Here is a 16,039-nt window from a genome sequence, read left to right as displayed (position 1 = left end):
AATCCTTATCCTTTGTTATTTTAATTTTTCAGCATAAATGGCGTTACGCGCCTTCATTTGTTTGGCATACCAAGCAAAGAGTCCAAGATAAATGGCTACAAAGATGATTAGATTAATGATAGCAGCAAGTTGTCCTGTTGTTGCTTGTCCAATCACATAACCAAAGATTTTTTCCATTGGTCCTTCTAAGGTAGAGTGAGTAATGAGTGAGCTTGCGTTTGCACCTGCTGGAAATGCACCAACTTTTTTAGCTAGCTCTGTTGCAAAAGGCGCAATCATCGTTCCTGATAAAAGAAAGAGCGGCAATAAGAGAGAACCAAAGATAATCATCCGAATTAAACGTCCCCGTGTTACCACAAGTAAGGCTGGAGTAACCCCCATAGCAATAATCCCTGCTAAAGGTAAAATACCATTACCTACTTTTGATAATAAAATGGCTTCAATTAGCATGATTGGAGCTAAAATATTGGCAAAAGCCCAAATTTCAGCACGACCTGCAATAAAGGGCCAATCTAAACCAATATTAAAACGGCGTCCTTGCATTTTACTGTTGGCAAAATTAGTAATTCCTTGAGAGAGTGGCTCAACCGCAGCAATGAACCAAGAACCAATCAACGAGAACAATTCCAAACAGGCACCGGCCGTAAATCCAAGCTCAAACCAGTGTTTGATGGCTTCTTTTGTAAAATGAGGATCTCCCATAATACCGATGACAAATCCTAAAATCATACCGATAAAGAACTTAGAACCCCAAAAACCAATTTTCTTGTTTAATTTAGCCGCATCAAAATCGTACTTATCAAGTCCTGGGAAAAGCTTATCAAATATCTTATCTAAGACCATGATGATAGGATTCATCATATAATTCATATGAGTTGATGTCATAGGAGATTGAGGTCCAGTACCAAGCAAGTCATCAAAGGTTGGTTTCATCAAATCAGAATTGATTATCTTAAGAACACCTACCAAAACAATGGCAATCGTTGCAATCAATACGGATAAAAAGATAGGCAAGTGATTGCGAGCAGCGTACCACATGATTAGCAGTCCCGTAATGGACAAATGCCAGATATCAAAAATATCCACATCCAATGTGTTGGTTTTGTTCAAAGCAATCATCACGATATTAACAATTAACATAACCAATAAGAAATACAAGGTATATGGCGATCCCCAAGTGATGGTAGTTAGAGGAGCCCAGCCCACATCAATAACCGTCAAGCTAATTCCTGTATTCTTAACAAAAGCTTGGAGCGATTCTGAGAAAGCACCTGTCAAAATACCGATAATAGCACCAATACCAGTCAAGGCAATAGCTAACTTAATCCCACCTTCTAATGCCTTGGTAAATTTAACCCCAAAGACCATGGCTAAAATGGTAAGAACAATCAACATAATAACCCCTGACCCCATTTTTATAACAGGATCAAAGACCAGGTTAGTGAATTTGAGAATTTCTTGTATGACAACATCTTCTTTTATCTATTGTGTCATTAACTTAAGTGATGCTCGTTAATCACGCGCTCTAACTCATTAAAAACTGGATCACTCATTGCCGGTATACGGTAAAGAATAGGACCAGCTTCTACAATAGGAATTGGCATGTCAAACCCTAAATCAGTCTTAGCGATTGGAGCAAAAATGTCATAGCGAGCCGCCAATTCTTCGGTAATATCCTTAACCATTACGGCATCACAGTGAACCTCATAGCCACGGTCACTCAAACGACTTTCGATGGCATCCTTAATTTGGTGACTTGAATTCACACCCGCACCGCACGCTGCTAAAATCTTAATCATTTTGAAACACTCCTTTTTCTTTTAAAAATGAACTTATTGCTTCCTCATTTTTCCCAAGCTGGGATAAGTGAGCAAGATTTCCTTTGGTAATAAAAAACGTTATCAGATTAGAGAGAATCTCCGTTTGGCTATTAGCACGACTATTAATAATAAAGAAGCAATGGGGCACAAGACACTTTTCTTCTAGATTAATCATATGCTGAAAGGTAATTGGCTGTGAATTCTTGACATAAACCACCTGATCCACCAAACAAAATTGAGTTTCAGTGTGAGGAATCGCAGCATACAATAACTCAGAGCCATCTTTTAGATCAACCTTTAAACCTGTCGGAAAAACCTTTTCCCGTTCTAAGAGAGCTTGACCATAATCTGGAGTCACGTAGTCAACAGACACTAAGTGCTTAGCAACCTCAGCAAAGAGCTCTTCTTGCGTCTTAGCATCTGTAAATAGAGTATTTGAAAACACCTTAAACCACCTTTCTGACCTTGTCCAGCTACCCAATCACTGATCTGATTTAATTCTGGTAACCGTTTACAAATTCATTATAGTATATCTATAAACATAAATCAACACCATTTTGTTTATTTTTGTTTTATTTATTTTGTTTTGTTGCTAATTTATCCTTGTTATGCTATGATAAATAAAAGAAATAGAAAAGAGAGGAGGTCTTTGGATGCTAAAAAAAGAACGACTTCTAAAAATCACAGAAAAAATAAATGATGAAGGCATCATCACTGTTACAGACATCATGGAAAGCTTAAACGTATCAGACATGACAGCTAGAAGAGACTTGGATGAATTAGAGAAAGCCGGTAAGTTAGTTCGCATCCACGGGGGTGCCCAGAGTCTTACCATGCTCCCTAAAAAAGAACGCTCCAATACGGAAAAACAAACGGTTCAAACTCAAGAAAAAAAACAATTAGCTTCCTATGCGACACAATGGGTTAAAGATGGCGAAACCATTTTTATAGGACCAGGTACCACCTTGGAATTTTTGGCAGAAGCCTTAAAAAATCGTAAGATTCGCATCATAACCAATAGCCTACCTGTCTTTAATATCCTTCAAGATAGTAAAAGCGTTGATCTCATCTTAATTGGAGGTGAATACCGTGCTATTACCGGTGCTTTTGTCGGTTCACTAGCTAGCCAGAATATCAAAGCTTTAAAGTTTGCAAAGGCCTTTATTAGCTGTAATGGGATTTATAAAAACGACATTGCCACTTATAGCGAAAGCGAAGGAGACATTCAAAAATTAGCGTTTGATAATGCCATTGAAAAATACTTATTAGTTGATAATCAAAAATTCAATAGCTATGATTTCTTTGTTTTTTATCAACTTGATCAGATTGATGCTATCATCACGGATTCCAACTTATCAGAAGATATCCGCCAACGTTACCAAGCCTTTACCAAACTTTATGTGGCTAAAAATGACGAAGGTTAAAAAGCTTTTAATAAGGATAATCATTGAAGAACAAAAAAGACTTTCACTGATCAGTGAAAGTCCTTTTTGTTTTAAAACAGTTGCTGACAAATAAAGAAGAAATCCTTAACAGATAGTTGGCTAAAAGATATCTTGCCTTGCTCTTGCTTAGTGAAGCCTTCTGTAAGGTATTGCCAGTTAAAGGTTTTAAAGATTAAGTTAAAATCATTTTGATTCCCTTTGGAATGCTCATATAAGACCCCAAAATGATGATCATCTATCATTTGGACACAGTTATAAGCAAACTTACCCGCTTGAAGCAAACGATGTGATAGCCATTTTAAACTGCCATCCGCTTGAACTTCTGCTAGACGAGCATAGCCATCTTGACGAAGATCACCTGGACCATTCGCATTGACTAAGAGAATATACTCTTTTTGGTCACGTTCAAAGGCTACCGCTGAAAGTTGCACATAAGCTTCTGGTACCTCGCCGTAAATGTCTAAATCCTTTTCAAAGGACTTGCCACCGTCTTTACTTGTTGCAACTTGGAGACAGTTGGCTTTTGCCGTATTTCTAAGAAATAATTTAAGGTCCCCATTTTTTAATTGCACTACAGCCGACTCGGTATTTTGGTCAAACACATGTCTTTTATCCATACTTGTAGAATGAATTGTCTCACCATTTTCCAGTAAACGATTATCATTAACAGCATCTCCAAGTTGCCAGCTTTCCCCATGATCATCCGAATATATCACTCTGGATGATTGTGAGCTCTCTAAGTGAGAAAGCCAGTTAGTGCTATAGGCAGGAACCACAATTCGACCAGCATAGGCACCGTGCCTCAAGACAATTCCAGCACCTGGCCCCACCCCTAAAAATTTAATACCTGGATGTCGAAGATTCGCTGTAATATCTCGTGGGGAAGACCAGGACTTACCATCATCATCACTATAGGATAACCAGATATAGTTAGATTTAGCAATTCGAAAAGGTGAACTCTTGTAGCTTGTAAAGTAGATATTGCCTATTCGTTTTTTTCCATGATAGATATCGCCTAAGTCCGAATAGTTCTTCTGTGTCGACACTATAACCACATGATAATCTGTGGGTTGACCGTCTGGTGCATAGACCACCCCATTTTCTCGAACGGTGTATATCCCCTTTTCTTTGTGATCCTTTTGATCTACTTTATAAAGATTGAGGTAAGACTTTTGATCCATTTGGCTATATTCCTGCTCTGGACTATCTGTCATACCAAAAATCCCACGTCCTGCAGGATACATGTCATAAATAGAAAAAATGCGTTTCGTTTTTGAGAGATGATCTTGCACTAATACCATATCAATATTGACAGGGGAATCTGAGTATTCATCAAGATGACTCTTTCCTTTAGGTGCCAAAGGATTGTCACGAAGCTTAACCAAGGTCTGAATCTCTTGCCAACTTTCTCCCTTATCTTCACTCCTACGGACGACCATGGCAATAGTACCCCAGTCCCTAAAATGTTCCCAACGTTGATCAGCTCCTGCGATTAAGGTTCCTTCTTGGGTTTTTAAAAGTGCTGGGATACGATAAGTATAGACGCCATCTTTATTGGGCTGATGATTGAGGCCACTTTCAAAAAGAATTTTTTCATCAGAGATAAAAGCCCCTTCATTTGTATTATTTTTTTGCTTTAAGGAATACTCCCAAATTTCCCAAACTTCTTTAGGGCTAAGGGCCTTTTGATAAATCACTAAATTCACTATGCTATGATTGGACTGATCCAGTTCACTTGTTAGTTCTTGGAAAACAGAATGCCACTGATTTAGTCGGAGCTTAAAGACTCTATAGTCACGGCTCAATAGGTCTATCCGTAGCTTTGAACCTTCCTTAACTAAAGCAGTCCATGAAAAGGCAACACTTTTCTGTACAACATTTATAAAGTGCTTTTTTCTTTAAGCAATTAATCTCCATGTCATGGGTGTCTGGTAGTTGAGACTGCCATGAATGCGATGGTAATTCCACCAGTGCACATAATCTTTCGTTTTAAGGATTAATTCTTCCAGTGACTGAAAGGTTTCTTGATGAATAAATTCAATTTTGAAAGCGCGATAGGTGCTCTCAGCTACCGCATTGTCATAGGGACAGCCTGCTTGGCTTAGAGAACGATTGATTCCAAAAGCTTCCAACATGTCATCAATCAGCTGATTATCAAACTCCTTCCACGATCAGAATGGAAGATCTTGACCTTGGTCAGAGCGTAAGGGATGCTCTGAATCGCTTGTTTAACCAATTCGGCGGTCTTATGCCAACCAACTGACAAACCGATGATTTCACGATTGAAGAGATCAATAATCAAGCAAACATAAGCCCAGCTATTACCGACACGAACGTAGGTTAAGTCTGTTACTAAAGCATTTAGAGGCTTTTCTTGATGAAATTGTCTGGCTAAGTGATTAGGAATAGCTGCCACATTCTCCCTTTTGAATGTGGCTTGAAGGCTGCTTTCTGATAAACGGATACTAAGTTGAGTTTGTGCATGATGCGACGAATCCGACGACGAGACAGCTGGATGCCTTCATTTTCCAAACATTTCTTGATTTTCCTAGCCCCGTATCTGGCCTTACTTTCGAGAAAATAGCTTTGATATTTTCTTCAAGTTCCGCTTCAGAGACTGGTTTAACAGCCTTGTAGTAATAGCTAGAACGAGGAATGTTCAACCAACGACACATGGCTGAAATGCTATATTTGTCTTTATTAGCAGTGATTACTTCTCTTTTCGTGCCATAATCACCGCCGCTTGCTTTAGGATATCTAACTGCATTTCGAGTTCTTTATTACGCTTTCGGAGTTCAATCAGTTCACGCTGCTCATCTGTAAGATTATCAATAGTTTTAAAGGAACCAGTTGTTTTAGCCTGACGTACCCACTTATCGAAGGTTGATGGGGTTAACTCATATTCTTTGATAAGCTCACTTCGTTTCATCCCTGCATTGTGAAGGTCAACGATTTGTTGCTTAAAGTCATCGGTGAAGTGGCGACGTATTTTTCTAGACATAATATTCTCCTATTTTCTTTAGTGTAGAACACTTTATAAATTCTGTCTAGTTTAGTGTAACCTATTCACCAAAACCTAAGTGCCCCAGAGCAGAGTTAACATCAGACAACTCTTTTATCTCAACGTTATCATCACATGATGACAATAGCTCCAAAAATGCCTCTGCATAATGGAAAGACTCTAACTCAGCATACAAGCTATAGACCTCTTTTTTTGGAACTCTTTCAAGCAACCCTCAAGTTCATCTCTACTTGTTGTCAACATCTTATTATCCAAAAACAGCCCTTCTTTCACCTAAACTCGTTTTTTCTCTTGATCATTTCCAACTAGTCCTTAAATTTCCTAACAGAAAAGAAATTACCAGATGACCGTAAACGTTTACAAAAACTATAGCATAGTTAATAGTCTACCGCAAGTTACTTTTGCCTTTCATTTAAGAAGAAATAAAAACGCAAGTTGTCAAGTCAAGTGCAACCAGTTCATAGATAACTAGAGTTCCAGATGTTAAGCTGTTCGGGATAGCTCAAACAGGAATTTTGAGGATTGATATTGAAGAAGTCGTCTTGGGCGCTCATTGATGGCAGTAATATAATTGTCAAGTTCTTCAGAGGTTAGTGGATTAAGTGAGACTCCTTTAGGGACATATTCTCTGAGGAGGCCATTGAAGTTCTCGTTTTTTCCTCTCTCATGTGAAGAATAGGGATGTGCAAAGTAAACTTCAACAGCTTCTAAGTTTGAGAGTAAACTAAACTCAGAACCATTATCCGCTGTGATGGATGCAATAGGATACTGACTGATGAGATGCGTGACAGCTCGGTTAATGGTTTGGGACTGCTTGTCTTCTAGCTTAACTCCTAGTGCATAGCGTGTCTGGCGCTCTACCAAAGTCAACATAACAGCTTCACCTTTGGTTTTCTTGCCGAGAACCAAATCAATCTCCCAATGCCCAAATTCAGAACGATCATTAATATATTCTGGACGTTCTTCGATAGATTTACCTAAAGTCTTCTTATTCGTCTTCATGACTTTCTTAGAACGTTTTCTGATACTAACCATCTTAGGCAAATCGATTGGTTTAATAGCTAATACCCCCTCTTTGATATAACGATAAATCGTTTTGGTAGAGGGGACGACTTCTTCAGGATGGTTCACTTTGTAAGTCTGAACAAAACTATCCACACTATGGAGACGAATGTTAGCCGTCAAGGCAGATTCTAATTGTTCAATGAACCTAGCGGAGCAGTCATTCAACTTGAGATAAGAACTCTTTTGACGATTGGTTTCATAGACACGTTGCCCACTATCAGCGAAATAGGCGTTGAAGAAGGTTTGTTTTCCATTCTTATCCTTTACCTGTTCTACTGAACCACGTTTTATTTCTCGGCAGATTGTAGAACGGTGACGACCCAAGAGTCGAGCAATCTCAGCGGGTTTCTTTCCCATTTTAAGATAAGCAGCAATTTCACCCCGTTCTGTGGCTGAAAGATGAGAATAGGATGATTTTCTGGTAGAATTAATGTTGGACATGTTCATCTGCTTTCCATACTGAATTGGGGAATTCTAGTATATCAGACGAACATGTCTTTTTTGTTGCACTTCATTTTACAACGCGGGGAAGAAATAAAAAAGCTTCTACAAGTGAGAATCCCTTTGTAGAAACTTTTTGAGTATCTATTAATTTGTTAAACAGAATCTGACTATTTTACATTGTCATTTAGCCGACGCAATCGAAACTTACTCCCTGCAAAAGCAGCCTTGACCAAAACATCAGGAAGGATAGTATCAAGAGATACTTCTTTGGCTTTCACATCTACAGTCACTGCTTTAACCATGGGCAAAGACTCTAAACGTTCTGTTACAGACTTGGCACAGCCTTGACAAGTCATTCCTTGGACATGATAGGTTTTCATCTTATTTTCTCCTTTTTGAAGTTATCATTCTTCGCAAGCGAAGTGCATTTAAAACAACAGACACTGAGCTCAAGCTCATAGCTAAACCTGCTAACATGGCGTTTAAAAGGGGACCACCCATAAGGTAAATCAGTCCCATTGCAATTGGAATCATTAAAAGATTATAAATAAAAGCCCAAAATAAATTCTCTTTCACTACTCTTAAGGTTAAGCGACTAATAGTTAGGCTATTTACCAAATCCATCAATTGTGGTCGCATTAAGATAATATCTGCGGATTCAATGGCAATATCAGTACCAGATCCCATTGCGATACCAATATCTGCTGTGGCTAAGGCAGGTGCATCATTAATCCCATCACCAACCATAGCTACTTGTTTACCTTGCGCTTGTAATTGCTCAATCAGCCCTGCTTTTTGATTAGGTAAGACTTGACTAAAAACCTGATTAATCCCAACTTTTTGAGCAATAGCCTGAGCAGTCTCAGCGTTATCTCCCGTTAGCATCACTGTTTCTATCCCCAAATCATTGAGAGCTGAGATGGTTTGAACACTATCTGTTTTGATTTGGTCAGCAATCAGAAAAACAGCTTGCAAAACCCTTTCCTTAGCAAAATAAACAAGGCTCTGTCCTTTTTTGATGGCAGCCTTAACCAACTAGTCAGCTGCTTTGGTATCAATTCCTTTTTGCGACATCAAGGTCTTATTGCCAATCCATATCTGACACCCATCAATGACAGCCTCAAGTCCAAGTCCTGTCAAGGATTGAAAATGGTCCAGAGCTAAGAAAAGCTGACCTTCTTCTTTAGCTTTTGAGACAATAGCTTGACCCAAAGGGTGCTGAGAGTACTGTTCAATCGAAGCCGCCTCTTGCAAAATCCTTTCTTTTTGACCAGAGAGTATCAACATTTCTTGTAAGGCTGGTTTTCCTTCTGTAATGGTTCCTGTTTTATCAAAGACAATGGTATCCACCTGATGAGCCTTTTCCAAAACATGGCCTCCTTTAAAAAGGATTCCTTTTTCTGCGGCAGTTCCTGAACCAACCATAATAGCTGTCGGTGTGGCTAATCCAAGCGCACAAGGACAGGCAATAACCAAAACCGCTATAGCGCGCGTTAAGGCAAATTCCAAGTTTTCCTTCATGATAAGCATCCAAAAAAGAGCTGTTATCAAGGCCAAAAGTAAGATAATAGGAACAAAGATCCCCGATACCTTATCAGCTATAGCAGCAATCGGTGCTTTTTCTTGCTGAGCATTCTCCACTAAATTAATGATTTGTGCCAGCAAGGTTTCATTGCCAAGCTTAGTAGGTTTTAGGGTTAAAGCGGTTTGTCCATTAATGGTTCCTGCAAAGACCTTATCACCTTTTTCTTTATCAACAGGTAAGCTTTCTCCTGTAACCAGTGATTCATCAATAGAGGATTGACCTTCTAAAACCTCACCATCCACAGCAATCTTTTCTCCAGCCTGTACTAGGATAATATCTTGATAAGTCACCTCTTCTATCGGAATTAATTCATAGCGGTCTTGACGCAAGACTCTAACCTCATTGGCTGTCAATGACATTAGCTTTTTAATAGCTTGAGAAGTACGCCCCTTTGATTGACTCTCAAGGTATTTCCCAAGTGTAATCAGAGTCAAGATAACAACAACCGATTCAAAATAAAGATGATGAACAAAACCTAGCACTCCAAGCACTATCTGATAAAGAGAGTAAAGACTGTATAAAAAGGCAAATGTAGTCGCCAAAGCAACAAGAGAGTCCATATTAGGATGCCCCTTAAACAAACCTTTAAAGCCTTTTTAAAAATAGGCTCTACTGAAATAGAGAACTGGGCAAGTTAAAAGAAATTGGATCACAGCATATCTTAGAGGATGATGTTCTGGATGTAAAAAAGACGGTAGCCAAAGTCCCAATATATGTCCCATCGCTAGGTAAAATAGAGGTAAGGTAAATAGGGCAGACCATAGAAAACGTCGCCAAATACCTTGCGTTTCTTCTTCTTGACTATCTTGTAGTGTCTTGGAGGTTTGTGTATCTAACACATCTGCCTGATAGCCAGCCTTTGCAACAGCCTGTAAAACTGATTCGGTTTCTTTTTCTTGCCCTTTAAAAGAAACTGTCATTTTTTCTGTCGCCAAATTCACCACTGCTTGGTCCACAGAGGGTAATTGCTTAACCGCCTTTTCAATGGTGAGGGCACAAGAAGCACAGGTCATCCCTTTGAGGCTAAATTGTTCCTTTTTCATCCTTTACTCCCTTCTTGTGGCAGTGACATTGCCCCGGAAGACAATTACAGGGGACTTCTTCCAAAGCACTGTTTTCCTTCTTTAGCAACAACTCTTGGAAGGATTGAATATCCTGCTTTGTCATAGGCATATCATCTAATAGCCTTAAAAGAATAGAACTATGCTTGCGCTGACAAATTTTGGATAAAGTTTCTCTCACCATCATCTCTTGCCACTCATCTTGATCTAGAAGAGCTTGATAAAGATAAACACGCCCCTCTCGCTTAGCAGTCAAAACGCCTTTTTCTACCAAACGACCAATCAAGGTTTTCACCGTCGAGTCAGACCAATGGCATTTTTCTGCTAAGACTGCAATAATGTCACTGCTCTTGACAGGTTGGCTAGCCCAAACAACTCTCAAAATTTCCTGTTCTGCACTTGAAATCGGCTGCATGTCATCTCCTCATATATCTACATTTGTAAATTTATTTTATCAAATATATTTACATTTGTAAACTTTTATATATTCTCATTTAATTATATTTATATTGACATTTTTTCATATATGATATCATAAGATGATAAAAAATGATATTCTAAAGGAGAAACTAGTGAAACATAAAACTAAACTTTTGCTTGTCTTACTCGGACTTGTCTTTACTCTAGGAAGTCAGGCCCAGGTATCAGCCAGTAGCAGATCCTGGAAAAGCTGGTTTATTGAAAAATATTTTTGGCTTAAAGGAGACAAAGGCTACTATTCAGAACAAGATGCAGCTAAATTTGATCAATACATTAAGTCAGCTGGAGAAGCCTCTAATAAAGGATTTGACCTTAAGCAAGAGTAAGTAAATGGTCCTTTAGTAACCCAGACTAAGGACAATATGCAAGTCCATAGTTGGAATGAAAATCCAAATAAAGAAGCTAATCAAAAGGTTATTTTCTACTTACATGGTGGTTCTTACCTGAACAACCCTACCACTTACCATATTGATATGCTTAAGACTTTATCAACCAGTCTGGATGCTAAAATTATCCTTCCAATCTATCCTAAGGCTCCAACCTATACTTATGACGTTGCCATGCCTAAGTTGGTTGATTTATACCGAGACATCCTTCAGAGCACAGCAGCTCAAAACATTACCATTATGGGGGGGCTTAGTACTTGGCTTAGCTTTAGCTCTTAAGAACGAAGGTTTAACCCAGCCAAAAGATATCGTTCTCTTATCCCCATGGTTGGATGTTACCATGTCAAATCCAGACATTAAAGACTATGAAGATAGCGATCCTATTCTTTCGGCTTGGGGTCTTCGTAAAGTTGGAGAAATTTGGTCACGACGTGGCGAAGAAAACAGCAAACATCCGTACGTCAGTCCAATTAACGGTTATGTAACAGGTCTAGCTCCTATTACCATGTTTGTGGGTACTCATGAGATCTTCTACCCAGATGTTAAAAAATTCGATAATATTTTGAGTGAAAAAAATCACCCGCATCAATTATTTGAAGCAGATAAAATGAATCATGTCTATCCAATCTATCCCATTGAAGAAGCTAAAACAGCTCAGTACCAAATCATTGATACCATTCAAAAAGCTTATTAATACAAAAAACCTTAAAGTCAACTGAACGACTTTAAGGTTTTTTACTAGTCTTTTTGATCAAGCTCACGTAGTAATTGATCAATTTTATTACCGTAAGCAATGGAGTTATCCTTCTCAAAAATCAAGTCTGGAATCTTATACATGGTTAACTGTTTGCCCAGTTCACGTTTGATAGTTCCAGTAGCTTTTTCAAGCCCTACTTGAGCTTTTTGGTTATCAGAAGCTAAATCACTCATTAAAGTATAATAAATTTTAGCCAATGATAAATCACCTTGCATTTGAACTTCTGTGATGGTCACGCCTTGAACACGCGGATCACGGACTTTCTTTTGAAGAATATCATTTACTTCCCGTTTGATTTCCATCCCTACACGGTCAATACGATGATTTGCCATAGTATTACTTCCTTTCTTTAATAAGACTCTTCTTATTTGGGATTGTAAGATCACTCACCTAAAAAGGTTGAAGCTTTTTGTTCCCTCAACCTTTGTGACGAGATGACAACACTTTCATAAGATGTTAAACCTTATGATCTGTCTATTTAAAGTAATGAATGCTTACTTACGAACAATCTCTTCCATAATATATGCTTCTAAGTTATCATCCATTTGAAGGTCATTGAAGTTTTCAATCATCAAACCACCTTCTTGAGCATTACCAACTTCTTTCACATCATCTTTATAATGTTTAAGACTGGCAATTTTACCATCGAAGATAACGACGCTGTCACGGATGACACGAACGCTAGAGTCACGAGTGATTTTACCACTTGTCACCATAAATCCACCAATTGTACCAACTTTAGAGACTTTAAATGTATCACGAACAATGGCTTCACCAAGAATTTTTTCTTGGAAGACAGGGTCAAGTTTCCCTTTCATCGCTTCTTCAACTTCTTCGATAACTTTGTAAATGATACTGTGTAAACGAATTTCCACATCATCAGCATCAGCTTGTTGACGAGCTTGAGGGGTAGGTCTCACATTGAAACCGATAATAACTGCATTTGAAGCTTCTGCCAAAGTCACGTCCGATTCATTGATAGCACCTACCGCAGAGTGAACGACATTGACACGAACGCCTTCAACATCAATCTTCAATAATGAAGCTGCTAAAGCCTCTACTGAACCTTGAACGTCTGCTTTGATAATGACATTAACAGTCTTAATTTCACCTGCTTTAAGGGTATCAAAGAGATTGTCCAAGCTAACACGTTGTGTGTTTTGGCGTTGTTTGAGAAGAGCACGCTTAGAACGCTCTTCACCTGCAGCACGCGCAGCTTTTTCATCTGCGTAAACCGCAAAATGATCTCCAGCCATTGGTGTTTCATTCAATCCTGTGATAGAAACTGGAGTTGATGGTTCTGCTGATTTGACACGACGACCTAAATCATTAGTCATAGCACGAACACGTCCAAAGGTATTACCCACAACAATTGGATCTTGAACATGCAAGGTTCCTTGTTGGACAAGAAGGGTTGCAATAGCCCCTTTACCTTTATCAAGTCGTGCTTCGATAACGGTACCAATAGCACGAACCGTCGGGTCTGCTTTAAGCTCTTCAACTTCAGCCACCAAAAGAACAGTCTCTAAAAGCTCATCAATATTTTTATTGAATTTGGCTGAGATTTCAACAAACTCACAGTCTCCACCCCAAGCTGTTGAGATGATACCATGTTCAGCTAGTTCTGAAATAACACGTTCTGGATTAGCACCTGGTTTGTCAATTTTGTTAATAGCAACAATAATTGGAACTTCAGCAGCTTTTGAGTGATTAATAGCTTCAATTGTTTGAGGCATTACCCCATCATCTGCTGCTACAATCAAAATGGTAATATCTGTAACGGAAGCTCCACGTGCACGCATACTTGTAAAGGCCGCGTGACCTGGTGTGTCCAAGAAAGTAATCCTCTTGCCAGCTTCTTCAATTTGGTAAGCTCCAATATGCTGAGTGATACCACCAGCTTCTCCAGTCGCTACACGTGAATTACGTAAAGTATCCAACAAGGTCGTTTTTCCATGGTCAACGTGTCCCATGATAGTAACAACCGGTGCACGTTCCACAATATTATCTGGATTAAGGTAGTTTTCATCCTCAAAGAAGCGCTCGATATCAGCATCGTCAACTTCAATCTTAGCTTTTGCTTCAATACCATAATCCACCATTAAAAGCTCAATAGTCTCACCATCTAATGATTGGTTCTGTGTCGCCATGACACCCATCATAAAGAGCTTTTTAACAATCTCAGCTGGTTCACGTTTAATACGTTTTGCGATTTCGGCAACTGTCATTCCCTCAGAATATTCGAATTCTTTTGGTAATTCATGGAACTTACGCTCGGTCACTGGTTTAGGAGCAACGTTGTTCTTGGTGTTTTTGCCTTTTTTGGTTTTCTTGTTTTTATTCCAGTTACTATTTCTTTGATTTCTCACTTGGTTTTGACTATTCCAACTCTTCTTATTTTGCTTTTGTCCATCTTCTACAACATGATCATGTGTTTTTTCAGGACGGGTTTGTTTTTTACGACGGTTGCTTGCAGGCTTTGCCACAACGACTTCCGGAGCAGCTACAGGGACATCGGCAGAAGCAACTTTTTTCGCTGCTGCAGCACGACGTTCTGCTTCTTGAGCTTGTGCTTTTAGGGCTGCTTCTTTAGCTTCTTGTCTAGCAACTTCGGCTAAACGCTTAGCTTCTTCTTGTTCACGGAAACGTGACTCACTTTGACGCGAATACTCAGCGTTTTGCTCAGCCTTAAGGGCGGCTGCCCTTGCTTTGAAGTTAACTTTTGAAGTATTGACTCTTGCTTGACTTTGGCGTTCAGGATTATTAAAGCGATCATTTGGTTTATTTCCTTTGTTAAAGGAACGATTACGATCACGATTACCATTCTGATAACGTTCTTCTTGTCCTTGACTGCCTTGTGCTGACTTACGATCAAATCGTCTGTCTTGTCCTTGACCGTGTTGTCTATTGTTACCTGTGCGGTCATTTGAGTGGTAACCTGGTCGATTGTTTGAACGGCGTTCTTGCGAGCCTTGTTGTCCCGCCTGTCTTTTGGCGGCTTGCTCTTTGGCACGCGCTTCACGTTCAGCTTTAAAGTTTCGACTTTTTGGCTTTGTCACTACTGAACTTGGCGAAGCTTCTTCTCTTTTGACCGTCTCTTCTTTTGGAGAGCTTGTCACCTCAGTAGCTGCTTTAACATTTTCTGCTACTTTAGGTGCCGTAGCTTTCTTTGGCTCGTCTGCTACTGGTGCCTTAGTCACAGGTGAGAAGCTTGATTTGATTTTTTTAGCATCTGCTTCTTCCACACTCGAAGCATGACTTTTAACATCTAAACCTAATGATTTGGCGTGTTCAACCACTTCTTTACTACTTTTGCCCAATTCTTTAGCAATTTCATGTAATCTTTTCTTTGACAATTGGTGTCCTCCTATTCGTCTATTCCATAAGAGTCCTCATTTTCTTTGAAAATCCAGCGTCTGCAATAGCGACCACTTTTCGTGGCTTGCCAAGTGCAGCACTTAATTCCAGTGCACTAAACACTGTGGAGACTTCTACATTATAATAATGACTTTTATCCGTTACTTTCTTAGTCACATTAGGGCCAGCATCATTAGCTAGAAAAACAAGTTTTACTTGTTGGTTCTGAATAGCTTTTACCACTAATTCTTCCCCTGAAATCACTTTTCCAGCTCGTTGAGCTAGGCCAATTAGATTTGATAATCGTTGTAAATTAGTCAAGTCCTAACTCTCTTCTTTTAACTTTATGATCCACATAAGCAATCAATTCATCATAAAAACTTTCTGGAATATCCATTGAAAAGCTACGATTAAATACTTGCTTTTTCTTAGCCATGATTGCCTCTTCATTATCAAGTTTGATATAAGCGCCTCGGCCATTTTGTTTACCCGTTGGATCAATAAAAATGTGACCTTCTTTGTTTTTAACAATACGAAGCAAATCACGTTTGTCAATAATCTCACCTGAGACGATTGATTTACGTAAAGGTATTTTTTTTACTTTAGGCATCAAACAC

Annotated in this window: 11 protein-coding genes and 5 pseudogenes; 2 read left to right on the top strand and 14 right to left on the bottom strand. The window is 39.0% G+C overall.

All coding sequences use genetic code 11. From position 1 onward, the window contains the following. Nucleotides 1-15: 15 nt before the first annotated feature. The 3 genes from STRIC_RS07910 to STRIC_RS07900 all read right to left on the bottom strand — a co-directional run bounded on the left by STRIC_RS07910 (nt 16) and on the right by STRIC_RS07900 (nt 2,265). Complete coding sequence (locus STRIC_RS07910; RefSeq protein WP_008090435.1) at nt 16-1,413, bottom strand: PTS transporter subunit IIC; 1,398 nt, start codon at nt 1,411-1,413, stop codon at nt 16-18. Between the two features lie 80 nt (nt 1,414-1,493). Continuing rightward, nucleotides 1,494-1,799: a PTS sugar transporter subunit IIB gene (locus STRIC_RS07905; RefSeq protein WP_008089694.1), complete on the bottom strand. Its 306-nt coding sequence runs from the start codon at nt 1,797-1,799 to the stop codon at nt 1,494-1,496. Continuing rightward, complete coding sequence (locus tag STRIC_RS07900; RefSeq protein WP_008090057.1) at nt 1,792-2,265, bottom strand: PTS sugar transporter subunit IIA; 474 nt, start codon at nt 2,263-2,265, stop codon at nt 1,792-1,794. The genes STRIC_RS07905 and STRIC_RS07900 overlap by 8 nt, the downstream gene beginning before the upstream one ends. A 208-nt stretch (nt 2,266-2,473) precedes the next feature. Here STRIC_RS07900 and STRIC_RS07895 point away from each other — a divergent pair, with 208 nt between their 5' ends. Then, entirely contained in the window at nt 2,474-3,244 is a 771-nt protein-coding gene (locus tag STRIC_RS07895; RefSeq protein ID WP_008090333.1) for a DeoR/GlpR family DNA-binding transcription regulator, read from the top strand. Between the two features lie 71 nt (nt 3,245-3,315). On the opposite strand, the gene STRIC_RS07890 is transcribed toward STRIC_RS07895, so the two are convergent. The 6 genes and pseudogenes from STRIC_RS07890 to STRIC_RS07860 all read right to left on the bottom strand — a co-directional run bounded on the left by STRIC_RS07890 (nt 3,316) and on the right by STRIC_RS07860 (nt 10,857). Then, entirely contained in the window at nt 3,316-5,070 is a 1,755-nt protein-coding gene (locus tag STRIC_RS07890; protein ID WP_050897396.1) for a sialidase family protein, read from the bottom strand. A gap of 93 nt (nt 5,071-5,163) precedes the next feature. After that, nucleotides 5,164-6,266 (bottom strand): annotated as a pseudogene (locus STRIC_RS11925) (IS3 family transposase). Between the two features lie 504 nt (nt 6,267-6,770). After that, nucleotides 6,771-7,793, bottom strand: coding sequence for an IS30 family transposase (locus tag STRIC_RS07875; protein WP_200857358.1), 1,023 nt, complete (start codon nt 7,791-7,793; stop codon nt 6,771-6,773). A 170-nt stretch (nt 7,794-7,963) separates the two neighbouring features. Next, nucleotides 7,964-8,176, bottom strand: a complete 213-nt coding sequence (locus STRIC_RS07870; protein WP_008090043.1) for a heavy-metal-associated domain-containing protein — start codon at nt 8,174-8,176, stop codon at nt 7,964-7,966. 1 nt (nt 8,177) lies between these two features. Next, nucleotides 8,178-10,424: pseudogene (locus tag STRIC_RS12190) on the bottom strand (heavy metal translocating P-type ATPase). Beyond that, nucleotides 10,405-10,857: a CopY/TcrY family copper transport repressor gene (locus STRIC_RS07860; RefSeq protein ID WP_008089973.1), complete on the bottom strand. Its 453-nt coding sequence runs from the start codon at nt 10,855-10,857 to the stop codon at nt 10,405-10,407. The pseudogene STRIC_RS12190 and the gene STRIC_RS07860 overlap by 20 nt, the downstream one beginning before the upstream one ends. Nucleotides 10,858-10,981: 124 nt before the next feature. On the opposite strand from STRIC_RS07860, the pseudogene STRIC_RS07855 reads away from it, so the two are divergent. Next, a pseudogene (locus STRIC_RS07855) lies at nt 10,982-12,002 on the top strand (alpha/beta hydrolase). A gap of 44 nt (nt 12,003-12,046) precedes the next feature. Here the strand turns inward: STRIC_RS07855 and rbfA are convergent. The 5 genes and pseudogenes from rbfA to rnpM form a co-directional block, all read right to left on the bottom strand. Continuing rightward, nucleotides 12,047-12,397 carry a 30S ribosome-binding factor RbfA gene (gene rbfA, locus STRIC_RS07850; RefSeq protein ID WP_008090430.1) on the bottom strand — a complete coding sequence of 117 codons (351 nt, stop codon included), beginning with the start codon at nt 12,395-12,397 and terminating at the stop codon, nt 12,047-12,049. Nucleotides 12,398-12,559: 162 nt separating this feature from the next. After that, nucleotides 12,560-15,127: pseudogene (gene infB, locus STRIC_RS07845) on the bottom strand (translation initiation factor IF-2); the annotation flags it as partial. Nucleotides 15,128-15,256: 129 nt separating this feature from the next. Further along, nucleotides 15,257-15,421: pseudogene (locus STRIC_RS13080) on the bottom strand (translation initiation factor IF-2 N-terminal domain-containing protein); the annotation flags it as partial. 19 nt (nt 15,422-15,440) lie between these two features. Continuing rightward, complete coding sequence (locus tag STRIC_RS07840; protein ID WP_008090056.1) at nt 15,441-15,743, bottom strand: YlxQ-related RNA-binding protein; 303 nt, start codon at nt 15,741-15,743, stop codon at nt 15,441-15,443. Then, complete coding sequence (gene rnpM / locus STRIC_RS07835) at nt 15,736-16,032, bottom strand: RNase P modulator RnpM (protein ID WP_008089643.1); 297 nt, start codon at nt 16,030-16,032, stop codon at nt 15,736-15,738. Before rnpM ends, STRIC_RS07840 begins: the two co-directional genes overlap by 8 nt. Nucleotides 16,033-16,039 lie beyond the last annotated feature (7 nt).

Origin of the sequence: Streptococcus ictaluri 707-05 (genome assembly GCF_000188015.2) — a bacterium.
Taxonomy (GTDB): Bacteria; Bacillota; Bacilli; order Lactobacillales; family Streptococcaceae; genus Streptococcus; species Streptococcus ictaluri.
The sequence above is the reverse complement of the archived record's forward strand: the minus strand, read 5'-3'. Positions and strand labels throughout refer to the sequence as shown.

Coding starts and splice junctions, on each gene's coding strand:
- STRIC_RS07910 (WP_008090435.1), bottom strand. CDS start 1,413: ATGGGGTCAGGGGTTATTATGTTGATTGTTCTTACCATTTTAGCCATG.
- STRIC_RS07905 (WP_008089694.1), bottom strand. CDS start 1,799: ATGATTAAGATTTTAGCAGCGTGCGGTGCGGGTGTGAATTCAAGTCAC.
- STRIC_RS07895 (WP_008090333.1), top strand. CDS start 2,474: ATGCTAAAAAAAGAACGACTTCTAAAAATCACAGAAAAAATAAATGAT.
- STRIC_RS07875 (WP_200857358.1), bottom strand. CDS start 7,793: ATGTCCAACATTAATTCTACCAGAAAATCATCCTATTCTCATCTTTCA.
- STRIC_RS07870 (WP_008090043.1), bottom strand. CDS start 8,176: ATGAAAACCTATCATGTCCAAGGAATGACTTGTCAAGGCTGTGCCAAG.
- STRIC_RS07860 (WP_008089973.1), bottom strand. CDS start 10,857: ATGCAGCCGATTTCAAGTGCAGAACAGGAAATTTTGAGAGTTGTTTGG.
- rbfA (WP_008090430.1), bottom strand. CDS start 12,397: ATGGCAAATCATCGTATTGACCGTGTAGGGATGGAAATCAAACGGGAA.
- rnpM (WP_008089643.1), bottom strand. CDS start 16,032: ATGCCTAAAGTAAAAAAAATACCTTTACGTAAATCAATCGTCTCAGGT.